Below are 20,009 nucleotides of genomic sequence, written 5' to 3'. Positions count from 1 at the left end.
CCCTTCTCACGTCACCGATTCTGTTGACCCTATGCCCTGCCCACGCCACTTCCTCGCAATCTTTCGGTCACACGCGGATAACGCACTACCAGAATTGATCAGTTTCGGCAGAAGCTTGCCGCAAGGCGGCGTACACGACAGCAGCGGGCGGATACATTCGATGCGAGGCAGGACGACCGGAGTCGGGCGACGGCGACAAAGGTGAAGAGGGGGGACGACGCATGGCGGCATCCGCACCAACCCGCTGGGACCGCAAGATGCAGCAACGCCTCGCCCGCGGCGAGGAAGCCGCCCTCGGAGAGCTGTACGACCGCTTCGCCTCCCTCGTGCACAACCTCGCCCACCGCGTCATGGACGACGAGGAGGCCGCCGCGCAGATCACCCGCGAGGTCTTCGGCTACATCTGGGAGAACCCGGACGCCTACGACCCCAAGCGGGGTTCGCTGCGCTCCTGGATCGCCGGGCTCACGCAGAAGCAGGCCGTCCACCGCCTGCGGCTGTCCGAGAACCACGGCGAGGGCACCCCTGAGGAGGTCGAGACCCGGCTCAGGGAGGCGAACACCGCCGCCCGCGCCGACTACATCGTGACCTCCATGCCCGAGCCCCTGCGCCAGGCGCTCGACCTCGCCTACCGCCGCCGCATGGACTACCGCGAGGCCGCCGTCGACCTCGGCGTCACCGACGACGAGGCCCGCCGCCGGCTGCGGCTCGGGCTGCAGCTGCTCTCCACCGCGATGCAGGACCCCGCCCCCGAGGGGCGTGCCCTGTGACCGGACCCGCCGAGGACGGCGACAACTCCCCGCACGGGACCACCCCGCCCCGTGTGCCGACGCCCCGCGGTGCCGCCGAGGACGGCCCGCTCCCGGAAAGCGTGACCATGCAGCCCGAACAGCCCCGGTACGACCACCGCGTGCTCCGCTCCCTCCTGGGCGCCTGGGCGCTGTCCGCCTGTTCGCGCGACGAGTCGGTCGCCGTGGACGAGCACCTCACCTCGTGCGCGCCGTGCGCGGACGAGGCGCTGCGGCTGCGCCGGGCCGTCGAACTCCTCCACCAGGAGGAGTCCCTCGACCTCGACCCGCTGCTGCGCGCCCGTGTCCTTGAGGGCTGCCTCGGACGACGCCCCGCGCGCATCCCCGTCCCCCACTGGGCCGCGCCCTACGACGCGGAGACCGCACGGCTCGACGCGCTCCTGTCCGACCTCGGCGAGCACGAGTGGGATCTGCCGGTCCGGCTGGTCTGGGCGGGCGGCGAACGCGAACTGACGCTCTGCGGGGTGCTGGCCCACCTCGGCTCGGTGGACGGCGTCGTCGCCACCGCGCTCGGCCTCGACGACCCGCTCGGACCCGGGGCGCCCCGCACCCGCCTGGAGCGCACCGAACTGGCGGGAGAGCGCTGCCGCCACCACACGCGCGGCTTCGTGCGCACCAAGTGGCGCACCCAGACCCGGGACATCGTGCGCACCCTGTCCTTCGCGGGCACCGGCACCGGCGGCCTGCCCGTCGACTTCACGGACATCGTGGTGCCCATGCGGGACGCCCTCATCGACCGCGCCTTCGAGTGCTGGATCCACGCCGAGGACATCGCCCAGGCACTGGACTACCCCGAGTACGGGCCGCCCGCGCCGGCGCACCTCAACAGCATGATCGACCTCGCTGCGCGCATGCTGCCGCTGGCGCTCGCGGGCCTGCGCCAGGCCGGGCTCGCGGACTCCCCCGCGCGTCTGGTGCGCGCCGGTGCCCCCGGCCGCACCCTGGACCTGCACGTCGAGGGCACCGGCGGCGGGCACTGGTACATCTGCCTCGACTCCCCGGGCGCCATCGGCTCGCCTGACAACGTCGTCGCCGAGCTCGCCGTCGACCAGATCGACTTCTGCCAGCTCGCCGCCGGCCACCTGCCGCCCACCCGCATCGCCGCGGGCCGCGGCGGCGACCCCGACGCCATCCGCGACGTCCTCCTCGCCACCGCCTCCCTCTCCCGCCTCTGACACCCCCGAGGGGCGCGACCCACCACACCGGCACCGCGCCCGCGCCCGCGCCCGCGCCCGCGCGAAGCGCTACTTGCTGACCGCCGCCAGAATCTCCGGCAGCCGCCCCTGCATGCGCGGCGCAGCCGCCCGCACACCCGCGGCCGCGAGCAGCGCGCCGTAGACGCAGCCGACGGGCAGGACGAGCCACAGCGCGCCGTGGCGGTCCGCGACGTGCAGCCAGATCAGCAGGCCGAGCACCGGGAGGGTGAGCACGGTCCCCGTGCCCGCGCCGCCGACGAGGCTGAGCCAGACGAGGCTGCCCTGGCCCGGGGCGGCGGAGCTGCCGAAGCGGTTCTCCCGGGGCATGGAGTACGGGAAGCGGACGCTGGCCCACGCGCCTGTGGCGATCAGCGCGCCGAGCAGCGCGAAGGAGAGCCCGAGCGTCTCCGGCGCCGCGTCGAGGCGGTGCAGGAGCAGCGCCGCCCCGACCGTGACCACGGCGACGTACGGGACGGCCACGACCGCGATCGCCAGCGCGCGGGCCCGCAGTTCGGCGTAGGCGTCCTCGCGGGAGGAGATCGTCGCCGCGACGGTCCAGAAGGCGGAGCCGTCCATGCCGAACTGGTTGTACATCTGCAGGCCGAGCAGTCCGGCGGCCCAGCACGCGGAGTACACGCTGCCGTGCTGCACGGCGGAGACCACCGGCAGCAGCAGTCCCACGGCCAGCGCGGTGGCCCACGCGGCCTTGGTGCGCGGGTCGCGCCAGGCGTAGCGGAACTGGCGCTCCATGACCGTGCCGGTGCGTCCCTCGGGGAACAGCCTGCGCGTGGTGCGCACCCGCGCCGGCCCCGAGGCCTGGAGGGTGGAGGAGTCGGGACGGGTCATCAGCCGGTCCAGGCTGCGGTGCCACCAGACCAGGACGCCGGCCAGCACCGCCGCGGTCCACAGGAGTTGGAGGACGGCGAGCCCGTACGCCCCGGTACCGGCCGCGTGCACCGCGTCGAGGGCCGAGGCGGGCGGCAGCCAGCGCAGCACGGAGGTGACGCCCTCGAGCCGCTCCAGACCCTTGCCGGAGGCCAGCGCGTTGGCCCCGAGGTTGACCAACTGCGCGCCGACGGCGACGAGCACGCCGCTCAGCAGCGCCAGGTCGCGCCCCCTGCGGCTGGTGAGCAACCGGGTGTTGGCGGCCGCGACGGCCCGCGACAGCGTCACGCACACCACCACCACGAGGGGCACGGCGACGATCGCCGCCGCCACCGACCCCGCCCCGTGGGCCACGGCCACCGCGGCGCCGGTCGCCACCAGCACCGTCAGCAGCGGTCCGACGCCCACCAGGGAGGAGACCAGCAGCGCGACGATCAGCGGGCGGGGGCGCAGCGGCAGCATCGCGAGCCGGGTGGGGTCGAGGGTGTCGTCGCCGCCGAAGACGAACAGCGGCATCGCCGCCCAGGCGACGGCCAGCACGGTCCCGGCGCCGACGGCCGCCACCGGCGCGTAGTCGTTGCCGTGCAGGACGACCAGCCCGGTGGCGAGGCCGAGCGCGTACAGCAGGGCGGCGAGCGTGCCGACGATCCAGCCCACCGTGCGGCCGGTCGACTGCCGCAGTCCGTTGCGGATGACGGACAGCTTGAGCCGTACGAAGGTCCCCGTCACGGCCGTCCCGCTCCCCGGCCGCCGGCCTTGCCGGTCCCGGACCCGCCGGTCCCGGCCGCACCGGTCCCGCCTCCGCCGAGCCAGTCCAGCTCGCGGCCCTCCGCGCGGTCGTGGGCCCCCACGAGCGTGAGGAAGGCGTCCTGCAGCGTCGCCGCCTGCCCGCGGACGTCCGCGAGCCGTCCCTGCGCGACGATCCGGCCGGACGCCATCACGGCGACCCAGTCGCACAGGCTCTCCACCAGTTCCATGACGTGGGAGGAGAAGACCACGGTCGCGCCCGAGGCGGTGTAGCGCTCCAGGACGCCGCGGATCACCTGGGCGGAGACCGGGTCGACCCCCTCGAACGGCTCGTCCAGGAAGAGCACTTCGGGGTTGTGCAGCAGCGCCGCGGCGAGCCCGATCTTCTTGCGCATGCCGGTCGAGTAGTCGACGACCAGTTTGTTCGCGGACCCGGCGAGGTCCAGGACGTCGAGCAGCTGGGCCGCCCTGCGGTCGGTCTCGGCCCCGGGGATGCCGCGCAGCCGTCCGGTGTACGCGAGCAGCTCGCGCCCGGTGAGCCGCTCGAAGAGCCGCAGCCCCTCCGGCAGCACGCCGATGCGGGACTTCACGGCGACCGGGTCGCGCCAGACGTCGGCGCCGGCGACCTCGACCGTGCCGTCGTCCGGCCGCAGCAGCCCGGTGACCATGGACAGCGTCGTGGTCTTGCCCGCGCCATTGGGACCGACGAGCCCGACGAAGTGACCGGCGGGCAGCGTCAGATCGATCCCGGCGACAGCGATCTGCTGCCCGAAGCGCTTCCAGAGTCCCTGGACGCGCACGGCGGGCGGCGTGGCGGGTTCGTTCGGCATCAGCCCAGCCTATGCCGCCGCGCCGACAGCGCGGCGGCTACCTGGTCCGCCCGCACGCGTAGGCGAGGGGGCTGAGCAGTTCCCCGGTGTCGGGCAGCCAGCGGTTGACCGCGGTGGGCTTGCGGGCCCACTGGACGGTCTGGCCGCCCGCCAGCCGGGTGGGCGGGGCCGGGATCCAGTCGCCCTCGCCGCGCACGACCAGGTCCAGTGAGGACGGCGACCAGCCGAGCCGCCGCAGCAGGTCGGGCACCTTCGCCCCGGCGCCGGGGAGCACAAAGAAGATCAGCCGCCGGTCCGGGGTGCCGATCACCGGGCCCAGCGGCAACTCCATCCGCTCCATCCTGGCGAGCGCGAGACAGCCGGCGACCTCCGGGACGTCGATGGCGTCGAAGGTGCGGCCGGTCGGCAGCAGGATCGAGGCGTCCGGCTGGGCCAGCCACATCCGGCGCACGGCGGCGGCGCTCCCGCTCGCCTGCCCGATCCAGTCGGCCGTGAGGGGGTGCGCGCCGGGCGCCGGGCAGCGGGGCGCGCCGCACGAGCAGTACGGGGTGCGCCGGCCGGCGTAAGCCGCGGCCGGACCGGTCCCGTCGGTGAGCCAGGCTCCGGGGAGCACATCCCAGTGCCGCTCCTCCGCGTAACGGACCGCGGCGTCGAGGAGTTGGCCGGCGGTCTGCCGGGAGGCTGTGAGGGTGTCGTCCACGGTGTCTTCCACGACCATCACAACTGCGGCGCTGAGCACGGGTTACGGGCGGTGACGCGTCCACCTCGCGGGTCATGGCGGGCGCACGGGTGCACGAGCGGGGGCGCGCGGTAGAGGGTCGTACATGATCCGGGTAATCACTCTTGGGTGTGTAGGCATGCATCCCGCCGCAAATTATGGCGTTTGCGGCGAATCCGAGAGGCGCGTACCGGGAAGGGATCTTCAAGCAAGGGATCTTGAGGTCCCGCACAAGCGGCAGCTATGAGGGGGAGCCCGTGGCCGCACGACCGCTCGTCGCACGTCAGCCCAACGAAAGGCTGCAGGCACTGATCCAGGAAGCCGGCTGCTCCAACGCCGGATTGGCCCGCCGGGTCAATATGTGCGGGGCGGAGCACGGCCTCGACCTGCGCTACGACAAGACCTCGGTGGCCCGCTGGCTACGCGGCCAGCAGCCCAGGGGCCGGGCCCCGGCGATCATCGCCGAGGCGATCGGCCGCAAGCTGGGCCGCACCGTGACGATCGACGAGATCGGCATGGCCAACGGCAAGAACCTCGCGACCGGTGTCGGCCTGCACTTCTCGCCCACCGTCCTGGGCGCGATCGAGCAGGTCTGCGAGCTGTGGCGCAGCGACGTGGGGCGCCGCGACTTCCTGACCGGCTCGTCGGTGGCCGCCTCCGCACTGGTCGAGCCGAGCCGTGACTGGCTGATCACCCGCGCCGACACGCAGGTCGCGCGCACCGGCGGCCCGCGGGTCGGCATGTCCGACGTGGAGGCCGTCCGGGCCACCACCCGGGCGCTGAACGAGCTCGACCACCGGTTCGGCAGCGGCCACGTGCGCCCGGTGGTGGTGCACTACCTCAACAGCGTGGTCTCCGGGCTCCTCGCGGGCTCCTACCGCGAGGCGACGGGACGTCAGCTCTTCTCCGCCGTCGCGCGGTTGACGGAGCTCGCCGGCTACATGGCGGTCGACACCGGGCAGCCCGGACTCGCCCAGCGCTACTACATCCAGGCGCTGCGGCTGGCCCAGGCGGCCGGCGACCGGGCGTACGGGGGCTACGTGCTCGCGGCCGGGATGAGCCACCTCGCCGCGCAGCTCGGCAATCCGCGCGAGATCGCCCAACTCGCCCGCGCCGCACAGGAGGGCGCCCGGGGCCAGGTCACCGCGACCGCGCAGGCCATGTTCTACGCCGCGGAGGCACGCGGCCACGCCCTGATGGGCGACGCACGGGCCTGCGGCGCGGTGGCCGGGCAGGCCGTGGAGGCACTGGAGCGCTCGGCCCCGGAGGACGACCCGGACTGGATCGCCCACTTCAACCAGGCCTACCTCGCCGACGAACTGGCGCACTGCCACCGCGACCTCAACCAGGCGCCGCAGGCCGCGCGCCGCGCCGAGGAGGCGCTGTCCGCCCTGGGTCCGGAGAAGGCCCGCCGACGCGCGATCGGGCTCCTGGTGCTGGCCCAGGCGCAGGTGCAGCAGCGCGAGGTCGAACAGGCCTGCCACACCGGGGCGCAGGCCGTGGAACTGCTGTCCACGCTGCGTTCCAACCGCGGGGCGGAGTACTTGGAGGACCTGCGGACGCGTCTCCAGCCGTACGCGGCGGAATCCGCGGTCCGGGAGTTCGACGCCCGCCTGGAGGAGCAGGAGGCGGCGGCCTGACCGGGACTCGCCCTCCGGACGACCGGAGGGCGAACCCGAATTGTTATGCGAACGACATCAACCCACCACCGCGGGCACCTTGTTCTGCGCCGAGGCACCCGGCGGGGACTTCGTGGACCCCCCGCGGCGTGGTGCCTTGCGAAGCCGACCCGGTAGCGTGAGCCGACGATTCCGTGTCGACGGAGAAGGCAGAGGTAGCGGTGATGCACGGCGGACGCGGTGACGAGGCGTATCCGGAGGTGCACGAGGGCGTGGTGCTGCCCGCGCAGGGGCGCGCACCTGAGCCCGAGCTGCCCCCGACGTGGAGCGGCGGGCCGGCCGGCGGGCAGCCCTGGGGCCGGCAGCCGGCGCAGCAGGACCCTTACTACGGGCACCAGGCGCCCGTACCGGACAGCGACGCGACGCAGATGTTCCCGCCCTACCCGCAGGCCCAGCCCCCGGCCGCGCAGGACGCCGGACAGCCCCTGCCGCAGTTCCAGGGCCAGGCCGACGCCACCCAGCTGCTGCCCCCGTTCCCGGCGGCGCCCCAGTCGGCGTTCGACGTCCGGCCCGGCGCCCCGGGTGCCGCGGACGCGACGCAGCATCTGCCCCGCTACGAGGAGCTGTCCCCGCAGCAGGCGCAGTACCTGCCGCAACCCCAGTCCCCGGCGGCACCGGCGTACGGCTACCCGCAGGAGGCCCAGCCGGAGCCGCAGGACGACTTCGGCCACCTGTACCGCCAGGACAGCCCGGCACAGCCGCAGCACCTCCAGCCGCAGCCCGCCTACCAGCCGCCGGTGTACCAGCAGCAGCCCCCGGCCCCGTCGTACGACGCGTACGACGGCTACGAGGAGCCCCGGCGGAGCCGCAAGCTGTCCCCGATGGCCCTCATAGGCATCGTGGTGGGCGGCTGCGCGATAGCCGGCCTCGCCGCCGGCGCGCTCATGAGCGGCGGCGACGACGGCACCCCTGCGGCGAGCTCGAGCCAGGTCCCCTCCTCCTCCACGGCGCCCGACGGTTCCGGGGGCGGCGCGGACGCGGCGGAGAACCAGGCCAAGCAGCTGGACCAGCTGCTGAGGCAGAGCGGCGGCAGCCGCACCTCCGTCATCAACGCGGTGGCGAACATCACCAAGTGCGACGACCTCGACCAGGCGGCCGCAGACCTGCGGGCGGCGGCCAAGCAGCGCGGCGAGCTCATGGCGCGGCTGAAGACCCTTTCCGTGGACCAGCTGCCCCGTCACCAGGAGCTGGTGGACGCCCTCAACAAGGCGTGGACGGCCTCGGCCGCCGCCGACAACCACTACGCGGCCTGGGCCGACCAGGTGAAGCAGGGCAAGCACCTGTGCAAGCACGGCAAGGCCCGCAACACTCCGCAGACCGCCGCCGGCAACAACGAGAGCGGCAACGCGACGCACGCCAAGAAGACGGCCGTCGGCCTGTGGAACTCCATCGCCAAGAAGTACAACCTCACCGAGCACCAGTACACCCAGATCTGACCGGGCGCGGCGGCCCGCGCGAAAGCCCCGGAGCACACGGCTCCGGGGCTTTCGCGATGCGGTACCGGCGCCGTCCGGGTCCGGGCGCCCGCGCTCAGTCGCGGGGGGCGTTCTCCAGCGTCTTCGTCATGTCGACGAAGCCGCTGCTCACGGCGACCAACTGGCCCTTGACGACCTTCTGGTAGGTCACCTTGCCGTTGACCATGCGCGGCTGGTCGATGATCGAGGCGGCGTCCTGCTCGCGCCATCCCAGCGGCGGGGTGAGCCCGCCGGTGGAGATCCCGTGCGCCTGGTCGAACGCCTGCTTCACCGTGGCGGCGGTGATCGGCGCGTCCCGGCCGATCTCGTCGACGACCTCGGCGAAGGCCGTGTAGGCGATCCACGTGGTCTGCACGCCGGGGTCGTCGGGGTCGATGTCGTTGTTGCCGAAGGCGTACTTGCTGATCGCCTCGCGCATCGTCGCCCAGCGCGCGTCGGAGGCCGGGGGGTACCAGCCGGTGACGTACGCGCCCTCCAGCGGGCTGCTCGCGCCGCCGGTGCTGTCGAGCGTGGACTGCTGCACGCTGCCGAGCACGGAGGCGATCAGGGCCTTCGGCTTCTCGTCCTTGCCGGTCAGCGCGTCATGGGTGGTGGTGCGGCGGAACGCGTCGAAGAAGCCGGCGGTCTTGTCGCCGAGGGCCGCGCTGACGCACTCGCCGGCCTTGTTCTCGCCGACCGCCTGCCGGGCGATCGCGTTGTAGTCGGTGGAGTCCTCCTTGGCGCGCAGGTCCGTCGCCTTCGTGCGCCCGGCGTCCTGCAGGCCCGTGTCGAGGAAACGGGCGAACAGGTCGCCGGCCGCCGTGTCGGGGCGGACCAGGCTCACCTTGTCGCACTTGCCCGCCAGTTGACGGCCGTTGCCGGCCATGAGCGTGGTCAGGCCACCGTTGATCGGGTACGACAGCGGGCTCTCGAACTCGTCCTGCGTGACGCCGTAGCCGCCGATGTAGGGGATGCCCTCGGCCTCCAGCGTGGAGGTGAACGCCGCGCCGTACTGGCTGTACGAACCGACGACCGCGACAGCGCCCTCGTCCGCGGCACGCTGCGCGCAATCCTGCGCGCCCAGCGAGGTGTTGTGCTCGTTGCAGTTGACGACCTTCAGCTCACGTCCGCCGATACCGCCCTTGGCGTTGACGTACTTGGCGAAGGTACTCGCCATGGCCGGCATACCCGGCATGTTGGTCGCATTGGTTCCCTGTGGGGCCCACGTCATCACGACAATGGGTCCGGTCGAACCCCCAGTCCCCCCCGGGAGCACGCCGCAGCCGACCAGCAGAGCGACGCCGGCCGCCGCGCTGACGAGGGGGACGGCCGTTCGCGAACGCCAATCACTCATGGAACGGGACGATTCCGCTCCTTCCGCAACTCCAGGGTGAACGCAAGGGAACGCAGAGCCACGGGAGGGTGAAAATAATGTGCTCCTATCTGGAGCACGTACGATCGTGCACTGTGCAGAGTGCCGAGAAGTCTTCCCGCCGGCGTGTCCGCTCCTCCACGATGGGAGACATGCCGCTCAACGACATGCCGTGGTGGCGCTGGCGCGCCAATGTGCGCTCCGCGCTGCACATGATCAGCGACCCGGTCTTCCACCAGGAGACCTGGCTGGCCGGCCGGCCCGGCTACGGGGACGTGACGGACGCCGTCTACCGCCTGGTCGAGGACACCTGGCTCGACAACTGGTCCGCCGAGAAGTACGTCGGAACGGTCTTCCGCGACTCGCAGGAGGCCGCGCTCGTCGACGTGGCCGTGCTGCGGGTCCTGAAGATCCTGCACCAGGTGGGCGCCGACGCGCCGATCTCGGCGTATCTGGAGCACCACGCCTGGGCCGAGGCGGTCCGCGCGGCCCGCGAGGCGCACGTGCGCCTGGCGACCGCGGACGGCGAGGACCCGGACACGCCGCCGCGTTCCCTGGACGTGCTCAAGATCTACATGCGCACCGCCTGACGGGACTGCCCGGCGACCGGCCCGTGGACGTCTTGGATCAGCCGGCACCGCGTGTGCGAGGCTAGGCCCGTGAACGCCGTCGACGAGTCGCAGCAGCCGTCCGAGCAGTACATCCTCACGCTGTCCTGCCCCGACAAGCCGGGCATCGTGCACGCCGTGTCGAGCTACCTCTTCATGACCGGGTGCAACATCGAGGACAGCCAGCAGTTCGGTGACCGGGACACGGGACTGTTCTTCATGAGGGTGCACTTCACGTCGGACCACCCGGTGGGAGCGGAGAAGCTGCGGGCCAGCTTCGCGGCCGTCGCGGACGCCTACGGCATGGACTGGCAGATCACGCCGTCCGGTGAGCGGATGCGGATCGTCCTGCTGGTCAGCAAGTACGGCCACTGCCTCAACGATCTGCTCTTCCGCACCAGCATCGGCGCGCTGCCGGTCGAGATCGCCGCCGTCGTGTCCAACCACACCGACTTCGCGGAGCTGGTCGGCTCCTACGGCATCCCCTTCCACCACATCCCGGTGACCAAGGAGACCAAGGCCGAGGCCGAGACCCAGTTGCTGGCGCTGGTGGAGAAGGAGGGCGTGGAGCTGGTCGTCCTCGCCCGCTACATGCAGGTCCTCTCGGACCACCTCTGCAAGGAGCTGTCCGGGCGGATCATCAACATCCACCACTCCTTCCTGCCGAGCTTCAAGGGCGCCCGCCCCTACCACCAGGCCCACGCCCGCGGCGTGAAACTCATCGGCGCCACGGCGCACTACGTGACGGCGGACCTCGACGAGGGGCCGATCATCGAGCAGGAGGTCGAACGCGTCGGCCACGACCTGACGCCCGATCAACTGGTCGCCGTCGGCCGGGACGTGGAGTGCCAGGCCCTGGCGCGGGCCGTGAAGTGGCACAGCGAGCACCGCGTGCTGCTCAACGGACACCGCACGGTCGTCTTCGCCTGAACCCTGCCGCGCGGCGTCAGCCCGCGCGGCACACCGGCGCCTCCGCGACGTCCGCGAGGAAGCCCTCGATCGCCGTGTACCAGGCCTCGGGCTGGTCCCAGGGGACCAGGTGCCCGGCGTCGGGAACCTCCGCGTACGCGCCCCGGGGCAGGACACGGACCATCTCCTGGGCCTCCGCGCGGCCGAGGTCGCCGTCCAGGCCGCGCACCACGAGGGCGGGGCACGCGACCTGGGCCAGTTCGTCCCAGTGGGCGTCGTGCACCCAGGGCTCACGGGAGCGCAGCATGTGACGCCGGTCGAACACCGGGCGCCAGCCGTCGGCGGCCTGCTCCATCACCTCGGCGAAGAACTCCCCGCGGGCCGGACGGCGGCCCTCCGTCCAGGGATCCTCCTCGCCGAACCACCGGCGCACCGCGTCCAGGCTGGCGAAGGGCACCGGCCAGGCACGGAACCAGTCCTCCCAGGAGCGCTGATCGGCCTCCCCGACGGCCGCCGCGCGCATGTCGCACAGCACCACGGCGCCCACCAGGGACGGCCGGCGGGCGGCGAGCTGCCACGCGGTCAGGGCGCCCATCGAATGCCCGATGACGACGGCCGGGCCGAGCCCCAGCTGCTCGATCGCGGCGGCGGCGTCGCCGACGTACGCCTCCCGCGTGTACGGCCCCTCGGGCTTGGGGCTGCCGCCGTGCCCGCGCTGGTCCAGCGCGACGACGCGGTGGCGGCCGACGAGCCGCCGGGCGGTGCCGGCCCACTGCGAGGCACGGCCCATCAGCCCGTGCAGCAGCAGTACGGCGGGGCCGGAGGCCGCTCCCGGCCCACCGGCGTGCTCCCACGCGGTGAGCGGAAGGCCGTCCGCTCCGGTGATTTCCCTACGCCTGGCCATGTGGCGCCCCCTGGTGCGTGACGTTCTCAGGACCCCACGCTATCGAATTTCTGTTCGAGAAGCCTCTTCACACGCGCAACACCGCTCTTTCGAGTGACAGCGCTCAAGGATTGTCGGCGCGTGCCGAGGGGAGGACTTCAGCGGGACCCGGCCCGGCGGGGAAGACGGGCAGCGGGGAGCCACCCGGACAGCTCGGGGATCCAGGTGGCCTCCACGGGGACCAGGGGGAACGGGGGGGAACGGGGGAACCGGGGGGGAGGACGGGATTCCGGCGCACGGGGAGGCGCCGGAGTCCCTCCCACCACGAGGGCCCGGCGAAGCGCCCGCCCGCCGGAGCGCCGGACGCGACGCCTACCGCTTGGCGACGAACACGTGCGAGGCGGTCTCGCTGCTCAGCTCCGCGGCCTCGCCGCCGCTGCCGACCAGCACACCGCCCGCCGAGGGGGTCACGGACACCACCGCGCCGGGCTGCACGCCGGCCCGCCGCAGCGTGTACATCAACTGCGCGTCGTTCTGGATGGGCTCGCCGATCCGCCGCACGACCACACTCGCCTCGGAGAGCCCGCTCTCCAGCTCGCTCAGGCTGACCATGCCCTCGTCCAGGAACGGGTCCGCGCCGTCCTTGTCGCCCAGCTCCTCCAGGCCCGGGATCGGGTTCCCGTACGGCGACTCCGTCGGGTGCCGCAGCAGCTCCAGGACGCGGCGCTCGACGGCCTCGCTCATCACGTGCTCCCAGCGGCAGGCCTCCGCGTGCACGTGCTCCCACTCCAGGCCGATCACGTCGACCAGCAGGCACTCGGCCAGCCGGTGCTTGCGCATCACGCGGGTGGCGATGCGGCGGCCCTCCGAGGTCAGCTCCAGATGCCGGTCGCCGGCCACGTGCACCAGACCGTCGCGCTCCATGCGTGCGACGGTCTGGCTCACGGTCGGACCGCTCTGGTCCAGCCGCTCGGCGATTCGGGCGCGCATGGGGACCACGCCTTCCTCTTCCAGCTCCAGGATGGTACGGAGATACATCTCCGTCGTGTCGATGAGTCCGGACATGCGTGCCCCTCGGTGGCTCGTGCGTGGCCCTGGCCTCAATTCTGACGCATCGGACCGACAACCGGTCCCCTGCGGTTGACAGGCGGACGCCGCGCGCACCACGGTTGCCGGCATGACCGATCTGGCCGCCACATATTTCGACGCCGCCATCGCACTCCTGCGGCGCGTGAGGGACGAGGAGTCCGAGGGAATCGAGGCGGCCGCCACCGCCGTCGCGGACGCCGTGGCCGGCGGGGGGCGGGTCTTCGCCTTCGGGGCCGGGCACTCCTCGCTCGCCGCCCAGGACGTCGTCTACCGCGCCGGCGGGCTCGCCCTGGTCAACCTGCTCGCGGTGCCCGGCGCGGTCGGCGTGGACGTCGTCCCGGCCACCCTCGGCAGCGCCCTCGAACAGGTCGACGGCCTCGCCGGGGTCGTGCTGCGCACCTCGCCGCTGCGCGCGGGCGACGTGCTGGTGATCGTCTCCCTGTCCGGACGCAACGCCCTGCCCGTGGAGATGGCGCGGGACGCGCGGGCGATGGGGGTCAAGGTCATCGGCGTCACCTCGGTCGCGTACGCGAAGGAGACCCGGTCGCGGCACTCCAGCGGGACGTTCCTGAAGGACCACTGCGACATCGTCCTCGACAGCAAGATCGCCCTCGGCGACGCCGAGCTGTCCCACGCGGCCGTCCCGGCGCCCTTCGGGCCCGCCTCCACCGTGGTCACCAGCGCGCTGATGCAGGCGGTCGTCGCGACGGCGGCGCAGCGGCTCGCGGAGCGCGGGACCACCCCTCCGATGCTGCGCTCGGGCAACGTGGACGGCGGCCACGAGTGGAACGCGGCGGTCTTCGACGCGTACCGGGACCGGATCTTCTACCGCCACTGAGCGCACGTCCCCATCCGGGCCCCGGGCCTACCGCCCCCGCGGCGCCAGGTCCAGGGCCGCGGCCACCCGCAGCGCCACGTCCTCCGCGAAGGCCGCGTCCACGCGGTCGAAGGGGCGCCGCCCCATGCCGCGCAGGAAGGTGAGCGTGCCCAGGGTGCGGCCGCGGCTGCGCAGCACGGCGCACAGGCCGTGCACCGTGCCGTCGGGCCAGCGGCGGGCGGCGGACCACGCGTCGATCTGGGCGCGGGAGGCCGGTTCTGAGCCCGCGAGCGCGCCGAAGGAGGCGCGCACGGCCCCGGTGCGGGCCACCGCCTGGAGCGCGGGATGGCCCTCCCCGTAGCGCACGGGGATACCACCGGCCACGGGCAGGCAGGGACCGGAGCCGCCGGAGGGCGTGGCGGCGGCGCGCACCAGCCGGGTCCCGTCCCCGGTGAGCACGTCCAGCAGCGCGTTCTCGGCGAAGCCCGCGAGCGCGAAGTCCACGTAGCAGGTGGCGGCCTCCATCGGCTCCCGGCACTCGGCGACCGCCCGGGCCGCCCGCTGCAGCTGGTTGCTGCGGAAGCGCAGCACCGCCGCCTCCCGCTCGGCGACCTTGGCGTCGGTGATGTCGTGGAACAGCCAGCCCACCCCCAGCGGCACCGGCTCCTCGCCCAGCGGCGAGCCGAGCCGCACGAAGCTGCTGCGCCAGCAGCAGCGCGTGCCGCCCTCCTCACGCAGGCCCACCCACAGCTCGGACGGCGCCGGAGGCGCGCCCTCCGCGAGCACGTGCTGCATCGCGGACTCCAGTTCCTCCACGCCCTGGTCGAGGAAGTCACCCAGCGGCCGCCCGAGGAGCGCGTCCCGGCTGGTGTGCAGCACCCTGGCGGCGTACGCGTTGACGACGACGGGGCGCAGGTCCGCGTCGACCAGGACGACACCGGAGGAGGCGTCGTCGAACAGCGCCTCGCTCAGGGCGATCGAGCGTTCCAGGTCGATCTGGGCGTGCACCTCGGAGAACGCGCAGTAGACCCCGGCCGGGCGGCCGTCGGCGCCCTGGACGGCGGCGGACTGGGTGCGCACCAGCACCCGGCGGCCGTCCTTGGTCAGCAGCGCGAACTCGTGCACCTGCCGCCCGGCGGCGTCCATCACGGCGAGCAGCCGGGAGCGGACCTCCTCGGCGTCGGCCGTGCGCGCCGCCCAGCCGGCGAAGCCCTTGCGGCCGACGGCCTCCTCGGGTGTCCACCCCAGGATGCGCACGGCCTCGGTGTTCCAGTGCGTGATCACTCCGTCGCGGTCGAAGGCACAGAGTCCGGCCTCCATGCCGTCGAGGAGCGCGGCGAGCAGCTGCGGCGTCGCATCGAATGACTGCACGTCGGAACATTCAACCCGGATGTGACCCAGGACACAGCCAGTTCGCCGAAATCGGTGCGCACCGGCGGCGGGTGCATTAAAGGGTGACGGGAGACGCAAAAAAAATAGGTTGTGGCGCGACGGACCGCTTCTTAGAGTGGCGGCACACACGAAGGGAGGTGGTCCGGAGAATGAGTTCCCATCGGACGCGTGAGGTGGCTGCGGGCTAGCACCGCGCTCCTCGCCTGCGCGCGATGCGCGACGCGGGCCAATCCATCGCAGTCACCCGACCCGCGGGCTCGTCGGATTCGTCCGGCCGATGCCTGGACGGCCTCCGTCCAGGGAGCAGCCCGCGGGTCGCCTGCGTCTGCGGGCCTCGCCCCGGCGGGGCCTACGGCGCCAGCCGCCGCACCGTCCAGTCGCCGTCCGCCTCGTACAGCAGGCGGTCGTGGAGCCGGTTCTCCCGGCCCTGCCAGAACTCCACGGTCCGCGCGATCACCCGGAAGCCGCCCCAGTGCGGCGGCACCGGCACCTCCGTCTCCTCGGGCCAGCGCTCGGCCAGCTCCGCGTACCGGCGCTCCAGCTCCTCCCGAGTGCCGACCACGGAGGACTGCTCGCTGGCCCAGGCCCCGACCCGGGAGCCGTGCGGCCGGGTGCGGAAGTACGCCTCGGTCTCCTCCCGCGTCACGCGCTCCACCCGGCCGCCGACGATGACCTGCCGGGCGATCGGGTGCCAGGGGAAGAGGAGCGAGGCGTACGGCCGCTCGCCGAGCTCTCGGCCCTTCCTGGACCGATAGTTGGTGAAGAAGACGAAGCCGCGGTGGTCGTAGCTCTTCAGCAGGACGGTCCGGGAACTGGGCCGCCCCTCGGCGTCCGCGGTGGAGACGACCATGGCGTTGGGCTCGTCGATGCCGCCGTTCACGGCGTCGGCGAACCAGCGCGCGAACTGCGTGTACGGGTCGGCGGCCAGCTCGGCCTCGGCCAGTCCGCGGGCGCGGTACTGCTTGCGCATGGCGGCGGGATCGTGGTGGAGGTGCTGCACCCGCACATCTTGCAGCACGGCGCCCGCCCCCGCGGCACGGTGTGCCGCAAAGTATGTGCCCCACCTCACGCTTCACGCCGTCAGCGGGAGGGGACAGACTTACAGGCCGGGTATCCGTGGGCTCACAGCGCCGACGGACACCCGGAGATATCGTTCGGGCACTCCGTGCCACAAGCACCGCCCCCGCCGATCGTCGACCGCATCAAGAGGAGCCGCCTGATGTCCGACTTCGTACCCGGACTCGAGGGAGTCGTCGCCTTCGAAACGGAGATCGCCGAACCCGACAAGGAAGGCGGCGCTCTCCGCTACCGAGGCGTGGACATCGTGGACCTCGTGGGCCACGTCTCCTTCGGAAACGTGTGGGGCCTGCTGGTCGACGGCGCCTTCAACCCCGGGCTGCCGCCGGCCGAGCCCTTCCCGATCCCCGTGCACTCCGGGGACATCCGCGTCGACGTGCAGTCGGCGCTGGCGATGCTGGCCCCGGTCTGGGGCCTGAAACCGCTGCTGGACATCGACGCCGAGCAGGCGCGCGAGGACCTGGCGCGGGCCGCGGTCATGGCGCTGTCCTACGTGGCGCAGTCGGCCCGCGGCCAGGGGCTGCCGATGGTGCCGCAGAGCGAGATCGACAAGGCCGAGACGGTCGTCGAGCGCTTCATGATCCGCTGGCGCGGCGAGCCCGACCCCAAGCACGTCAAGGCCGTGGACGCCTACTGGACGTCCGCCGCCGAGCACGGCATGAACGCCTCCACCTTCACCGCCCGGGTCATCGCCTCGACCGGCGCCGACGTGGCCGCCGCCCTGTCGGGCGCGGTGGGCGCGATGTCCGGCCCGCTGCACGGCGGCGCGCCCTCACGGGTGCTCGGCATGATCGAGGAGATCGAGCGCACCGGCGACGCCACGGCGTACGTCAAGCAGGCCCTCGACAAGGGCGAGCGCCTGATGGGCTTCGGCCACCGCGTCTACCGGGCCGAGGACCCCCGTGCGCGGGTGCTGCGGCGCACCGCCCAGGAACTGGGCGCGCCCCGCTTCGAGATCGCCGAGGCGCTGGAGAAGGCCGCGCTGGAGGAGCTGCACGCACGGCGCCCCGACCGCGTACTGGCGACGAACGTCGAGTTCTGGGCGGCGATCATGCTGGACTTCGCCGAGGTCCCGGCGCACATGTTCACCTCGATGTTCAGCTGCGCCCGCACCGCCGGCTGGTCGGCGCACATCCTGGAGCAGAAGCGCACCGGGCGTCTGGTGCGCCCGTCGGCCCGCTACGTGGGCCCGGGCCCCCGCGACCCGCGCGACGTCGAGGGGTACGGCGACATCGCGAGCTAGGGCGCATGGCGGCACCCTGGGGAGCATGAGGCTGTTCGTGGCGGTCGTGCCCCCCAGGGCGGCGCTGGCGGAACTCGGTGCCGCGGTGGACGCGCTGCGGGCCCTGCCGGACGCCGACGGGCTGAGGTGGACGGAACGGGCCGGGTGGCACGTGACGCTGGCGTTCCTCGGCGAGGTCGGGCCGGACCTGGTCCCCGGGCTCGTCGAGCGCCTGGACCGGGCGGCCCGGCGCCATCAGCCGTACCGCGCCGGTCTGGCCGGGGGTGGCCGCTTCGGGGACCGCACCTTGTGGGCGGGACTGGACGAGGCGGGGCCGGACGGGGATCTCGGCCGGGACGGCCGGAGCACGGCACGTCTGGCGGAGGCCGCCCAGGCGGCCGCCCGGCGGGCCGGCGTCTCCTACGAGGACGAGCACGGCCGCTTCCACGCCCATCTGACCCTTGCCCGCCAGCGCGGCAACCGCGGCCGGGTTGGCCTGCGGCCCTTCACCGACGCGCTCGGCGCCTTCCGGGGCACCGTGTGGACGGCCGACGCCATCGCCCTCGTGCGGAGCCATCCGCCCGCACCTGGGGTGCCGGGCGCCCAGCCCCGCTACGAGAGACTGCGGACCTGCCCGCTGGGGCACTGAACCGCTGGGGTTAACCTCGGAGTGTGAACCCGAAGACCCGAACCCGAGTGATGACCGCCGCCCTCGCCCTGCTGGTGGTCGTGGTGGTCGTGAGCGCGCTGGTCCGCTGACGGCGGCGCCCCCGGGCCCGGTGCGGATCAGGTCTCGGCGTAGACGTTCGCGACGAACTCGGCGATCTGCTCGTCGGTGAGGTGCCGGGCCAGATCGGCCTCGGTGATCATCCCGATGAGCTTCTTGTTCTCGACGACCGGCAGCCGCTTGATGCGGTGGGTCTCCATCTCGCTGAGCACGTCGTTGACGTCCGCCTCGGCGTCGATCCACCGCGGGGTGCCCTCGCAGAGGTCCCCGCAGGTGACCTTCGACGGATCACGGCCGGCCGCCACGCACTTCACGACGATGTCGCGGTCCGTGATGATGCCCATCATCCGGTCGTCCGATCCATGGACGGGGAGCGCGCCGACGTGGAGTTCGCGCATGAGCTGCGCGGCCCGGTCGAGGCTCTCGGTCGCCGGGATCGCACGGGCGCCTGGATGCATGATCTGTTTGGCTGTCGTCATACCCTCATCGTGCGCCCGACCGGGTGAATCTGCGACCGGACCGGGCGCTTGCGCCGGACGGGGCGGCCCCGGCACGGACGGCGTCCGCACCGGGGCCGCCCGGGCCGCGGGCCGGGCTCACCAGGCGAAGGCCTCCGGGGACGGACCGGTGCCGGGGAAGACGCCGTCGAGGTCGGCCAACAGGTCCTCCGGCAGCTCCAGTTCGACCGCGCGCAGCGCGGAGTCGAGCTGCTCGCGGGTGCGCGGGCCGACGATCGGTCCGGTCACGCCGGGCCGGGTCAGCAGCCAGGCCAGGGCGACGTCGCCGGGCTGCAGGCCCGCCTTGTCGACCAGGTCCTCGTACGACTGCACCTGGGCGCGCACCGCGCTGTCCTTCAGCGAGTCGGCGGCGCGGCCGGAGGTCGAGCGGGAGCCGCCGCCCTCGCGCTCCTTGCGCAGCGCGCCGCCCAGCAGCCCGCCGTTCAGCGGCGACCAGGGGATGACGCCCAGGCCGTAGGCCTCGGCCGCCGGGATGACCTCCATCTCGGCGCGCCGCTCGGCCAGGTTGTACAGGCACTGCTCGCTGACCAGGCCGAGCGAACCGCGGCGCGCGGCGGCCTCGTTGGCGCGGGCGATGTGCCAGCCGGCGAAGTTCGACGACCCGGCGTAGAGCACCTTGCCCTGCTGCACCAGGACGTCGACGGCCTGCCAGATCTCCTCCCACGGCGTCGCACGGTCGACGTGGTGGAACTGGTAGAGGTCGATGTGGTCGGTGCCCAGCCGCTTCAGGCTCGCCTCGCACGCGCGGCGGATGTTGAGCGCGGAGAGCTTGTCGTCGTTGGGCCAGGGCGTGCCGTCGGCGCCCATGTTGCCGTACACCTTGGTCGCGAGGACCGTCTTCTCGCGGCGGCCGCCGCCCTTGGCGAACCAGGTGCCGATGATCTCCTCGGTGCGGCCCTTGTTCTCGCCCCAGCCGTAGACGTTGGCGGTGTCGAAGAAGTTGACGCCGGCGTCCAGGGCGGCGTCCATGATCGCGTGGCTGTCGGCCTCGTCCGTCTGCGGGCCGAAGTTCATCGTTCCCAGTACGAGCCGGCTGACCTTGAGTCCGGTGCGTCCGAGCTGTGTGTACTCCATGGG

General features: G+C 73.0%; 19 protein-coding genes. 9 read left to right on the top strand and 10 right to left on the bottom strand.

The features are described from left to right. The first annotated feature begins 221 nt into the window (after nucleotides 1-221). Both PV364_RS27390 and PV364_RS27385 read left to right on the top strand, forming a co-directional pair. Nucleotides 222-770, top strand: a complete 549-nt coding sequence (locus PV364_RS27390; protein ID WP_319663006.1) for a sigma-70 family RNA polymerase sigma factor — start codon at nucleotides 222-224, stop codon at nucleotides 768-770. Next, nucleotides 767-1,984, top strand: coding sequence for a zf-HC2 domain-containing protein (locus tag PV364_RS27385; protein WP_319663005.1), 1,218 nt, complete (start codon nucleotides 767-769; stop codon nucleotides 1,982-1,984). Before PV364_RS27390 ends, PV364_RS27385 begins: the two co-directional genes overlap by 4 nt. Before the next feature lie 69 nt (nucleotides 1,985-2,053). Here PV364_RS27385 and PV364_RS27380 read toward each other — a convergent pair whose 3' ends face one another. From PV364_RS27380 to PV364_RS27370, 3 genes are read right to left on the bottom strand one after another with little or no spacing between them, the layout of a single operon-like run. Then, nucleotides 2,054-3,619 (bottom strand): transporter, encoded by a 1,566-nt coding sequence (locus PV364_RS27380; protein WP_319663004.1) that lies wholly within the window; start codon nucleotides 3,617-3,619, stop codon nucleotides 2,054-2,056. Continuing rightward, the gene (locus tag PV364_RS27375; RefSeq protein WP_319663003.1) at nucleotides 3,616-4,467 is read right to left on the bottom strand and encodes an ABC transporter ATP-binding protein; all 852 of its coding nucleotides are present in this window, start codon (nucleotides 4,465-4,467) and stop codon (nucleotides 3,616-3,618) included. Before PV364_RS27375 ends, PV364_RS27380 begins: the two co-directional genes overlap by 4 nt. Before the next feature lie 37 nt (nucleotides 4,468-4,504). Beyond that, nucleotides 4,505-5,185, bottom strand: coding sequence for a bifunctional DNA primase/polymerase (locus PV364_RS27370; RefSeq protein WP_319663002.1), 681 nt, complete (start codon nucleotides 5,183-5,185; stop codon nucleotides 4,505-4,507). Nucleotides 5,186-5,442: 257 nt separating this feature from the next. Between PV364_RS27370 and PV364_RS27365 the strand changes: the two genes are divergently transcribed. Together PV364_RS27365 and PV364_RS27360 are read left to right on the top strand one after the other, a co-directional pair. Continuing rightward, entirely contained in the window at nucleotides 5,443-6,825 is a 1,383-nt protein-coding gene (locus PV364_RS27365; protein ID WP_319663001.1) for a transcriptional regulator, read from the top strand. Nucleotides 6,826-7,028: 203 nt separating this feature from the next. Continuing rightward, nucleotides 7,029-8,300 (top strand): hypothetical protein, encoded by a 1,272-nt coding sequence (locus tag PV364_RS27360; RefSeq protein ID WP_319663000.1) that lies wholly within the window; start codon nucleotides 7,029-7,031, stop codon nucleotides 8,298-8,300. Nucleotides 8,301-8,394: 94 nt separating this feature from the next. On the opposite strand, the gene PV364_RS27355 is transcribed toward PV364_RS27360, so the two are convergent. After that, a complete protein-coding gene (locus PV364_RS27355; RefSeq protein WP_319662999.1) occupies nucleotides 8,395-9,672 on the bottom strand; it encodes an ABC transporter substrate-binding protein in 1,278 nt (425 codons plus the stop codon). Nucleotides 9,673-9,833: 161 nt separating this feature from the next. On the opposite strand from PV364_RS27355, the gene PV364_RS27350 reads away from it, so the two are divergent. Both PV364_RS27350 and purU read left to right on the top strand, forming a co-directional pair. Beyond that, the gene (locus PV364_RS27350; RefSeq protein ID WP_319662998.1) at nucleotides 9,834-10,280 is read left to right on the top strand and encodes an SCO4402 family protein; all 447 of its coding nucleotides are present in this window, start codon (nucleotides 9,834-9,836) and stop codon (nucleotides 10,278-10,280) included. A 69-nt stretch (nucleotides 10,281-10,349) separates the two neighbouring features. After that, complete coding sequence (gene purU, locus PV364_RS27345; protein WP_319662997.1) at nucleotides 10,350-11,228, top strand: formyltetrahydrofolate deformylase; 879 nt, start codon at nucleotides 10,350-10,352, stop codon at nucleotides 11,226-11,228. Nucleotides 11,229-11,244: 16 nt separating this feature from the next. On the opposite strand, the gene PV364_RS27340 is transcribed toward purU, so the two are convergent. After that, nucleotides 11,245-12,111 (bottom strand): alpha/beta hydrolase, encoded by an 867-nt coding sequence (locus PV364_RS27340; RefSeq protein ID WP_319662996.1) that lies wholly within the window; start codon nucleotides 12,109-12,111, stop codon nucleotides 11,245-11,247. Nucleotides 12,112-12,462: 351 nt separating this feature from the next. Then, a complete protein-coding gene (locus tag PV364_RS27335) occupies nucleotides 12,463-13,155 on the bottom strand; it encodes a metal-dependent transcriptional regulator (protein ID WP_319662995.1) in 693 nt (230 codons plus the stop codon). 112 nt (nucleotides 13,156-13,267) lie between these two features. On the opposite strand from PV364_RS27335, the gene PV364_RS27330 reads away from it, so the two are divergent. Then, on the top strand, nucleotides 13,268-14,017 hold the full coding sequence (locus PV364_RS27330) for an SIS domain-containing protein (RefSeq protein ID WP_319662994.1): 750 nt from the start codon (nucleotides 13,268-13,270) through the stop codon (nucleotides 14,015-14,017). Nucleotides 14,018-14,044: 27 nt separating this feature from the next. On the opposite strand, the gene PV364_RS27325 is transcribed toward PV364_RS27330, so the two are convergent. Further along, nucleotides 14,045-15,367 carry a PAS domain-containing protein gene (locus PV364_RS27325; RefSeq protein WP_319662993.1) on the bottom strand — a complete coding sequence of 441 codons (1,323 nt, stop codon included), beginning with the start codon at nucleotides 15,365-15,367 and terminating at the stop codon, nucleotides 14,045-14,047. A 370-nt stretch (nucleotides 15,368-15,737) separates the two neighbouring features. Further along, nucleotides 15,738-16,358 (bottom strand): pyridoxamine 5'-phosphate oxidase, encoded by a 621-nt coding sequence (pdxH, locus tag PV364_RS27320; RefSeq protein WP_319663080.1) that lies wholly within the window; start codon nucleotides 16,356-16,358, stop codon nucleotides 15,738-15,740. 249 nt (nucleotides 16,359-16,607) lie between these two features. Between pdxH and PV364_RS27315 the strand changes: the two genes are divergently transcribed. Both PV364_RS27315 and thpR read left to right on the top strand, forming a co-directional pair. Further along, a complete protein-coding gene (locus PV364_RS27315) occupies nucleotides 16,608-17,708 on the top strand; it encodes a citrate synthase 2 (RefSeq protein WP_319662992.1) in 1,101 nt (366 codons plus the stop codon). 25 nt (nucleotides 17,709-17,733) lie between these two features. Further along, nucleotides 17,734-18,336 (top strand): RNA 2',3'-cyclic phosphodiesterase, encoded by a 603-nt coding sequence (thpR, locus tag PV364_RS27310; RefSeq protein ID WP_319662991.1) that lies wholly within the window; start codon nucleotides 17,734-17,736, stop codon nucleotides 18,334-18,336. Between the two features lie 137 nt (nucleotides 18,337-18,473). Here thpR and PV364_RS27305 read toward each other — a convergent pair whose 3' ends face one another. Both PV364_RS27305 and PV364_RS27300 read right to left on the bottom strand, forming a co-directional pair. Next, the gene (locus PV364_RS27305; protein ID WP_319662990.1) at nucleotides 18,474-18,893 is read right to left on the bottom strand and encodes a CBS domain-containing protein; all 420 of its coding nucleotides are present in this window, start codon (nucleotides 18,891-18,893) and stop codon (nucleotides 18,474-18,476) included. A gap of 117 nt (nucleotides 18,894-19,010) precedes the next feature. Further along, nucleotides 19,011-20,006 carry an aldo/keto reductase gene (locus PV364_RS27300; protein WP_319662989.1) on the bottom strand — a complete coding sequence of 332 codons (996 nt, stop codon included), beginning with the start codon at nucleotides 20,004-20,006 and terminating at the stop codon, nucleotides 19,011-19,013. Nucleotides 20,007-20,009: the final 3 nt, after the last annotated feature.

The sequence above is a fragment of the Streptomyces sp. MI02-7b genome (genome assembly GCF_033793585.1).
In the GTDB taxonomy this organism is placed as follows: Bacteria; Actinomycetota; Actinomycetes; order Streptomycetales; family Streptomycetaceae; genus Actinacidiphila.
Note: the sequence above shows the minus strand (reverse complement) of the source record. Positions and strands in the feature narration are given on the sequence as shown.

What these genes read in the sequence shown, in the direction of transcription:
- PV364_RS27390 (WP_319663006.1), top strand. Translation starts at nt 222, where the DNA reads ATGGCGGCATCCGCACCAACCCGCTGGGACCGCAAGATGCAGCAACGC.
- PV364_RS27375 (WP_319663003.1), bottom strand. Translation starts at nt 4,467, where the DNA reads ATGCCGAACGAACCCGCCACGCCGCCCGCCGTGCGCGTCCAGGGACTC.
- PV364_RS27370 (WP_319663002.1), bottom strand. Translation starts at nt 5,185, where the DNA reads ATGGTCGTGGAAGACACCGTGGACGACACCCTCACAGCCTCCCGGCAG.
- PV364_RS27360 (WP_319663000.1), top strand. Translation starts at nt 7,029, where the DNA reads ATGCACGGCGGACGCGGTGACGAGGCGTATCCGGAGGTGCACGAGGGC.
- PV364_RS27355 (WP_319662999.1), bottom strand. Translation starts at nt 9,672, where the DNA reads ATGAGTGATTGGCGTTCGCGAACGGCCGTCCCCCTCGTCAGCGCGGCG.
- PV364_RS27350 (WP_319662998.1), top strand. Translation starts at nt 9,834, where the DNA reads ATGGGAGACATGCCGCTCAACGACATGCCGTGGTGGCGCTGGCGCGCC.
- PV364_RS27340 (WP_319662996.1), bottom strand. Translation starts at nt 12,111, where the DNA reads ATGGCCAGGCGTAGGGAAATCACCGGAGCGGACGGCCTTCCGCTCACC.
- PV364_RS27335 (WP_319662995.1), bottom strand. Translation starts at nt 13,155, where the DNA reads ATGTCCGGACTCATCGACACGACGGAGATGTATCTCCGTACCATCCTG.
- PV364_RS27330 (WP_319662994.1), top strand. Translation starts at nt 13,268, where the DNA reads ATGACCGATCTGGCCGCCACATATTTCGACGCCGCCATCGCACTCCTG.
- pdxH (WP_319663080.1), bottom strand. Translation starts at nt 16,358, where the DNA reads ATGCGCAAGCAGTACCGCGCCCGCGGACTGGCCGAGGCCGAGCTGGCC.
- PV364_RS27315 (WP_319662992.1), top strand. Translation starts at nt 16,608, where the DNA reads ATGTCCGACTTCGTACCCGGACTCGAGGGAGTCGTCGCCTTCGAAACG.
- thpR (WP_319662991.1), top strand. Translation starts at nt 17,734, where the DNA reads ATGAGGCTGTTCGTGGCGGTCGTGCCCCCCAGGGCGGCGCTGGCGGAA.
- PV364_RS27305 (WP_319662990.1), bottom strand. Translation starts at nt 18,893, where the DNA reads ATGACGACAGCCAAACAGATCATGCATCCAGGCGCCCGTGCGATCCCG.
- PV364_RS27300 (WP_319662989.1), bottom strand. Translation starts at nt 20,006, where the DNA reads ATGGAGTACACACAGCTCGGACGCACCGGACTCAAGGTCAGCCGGCTC.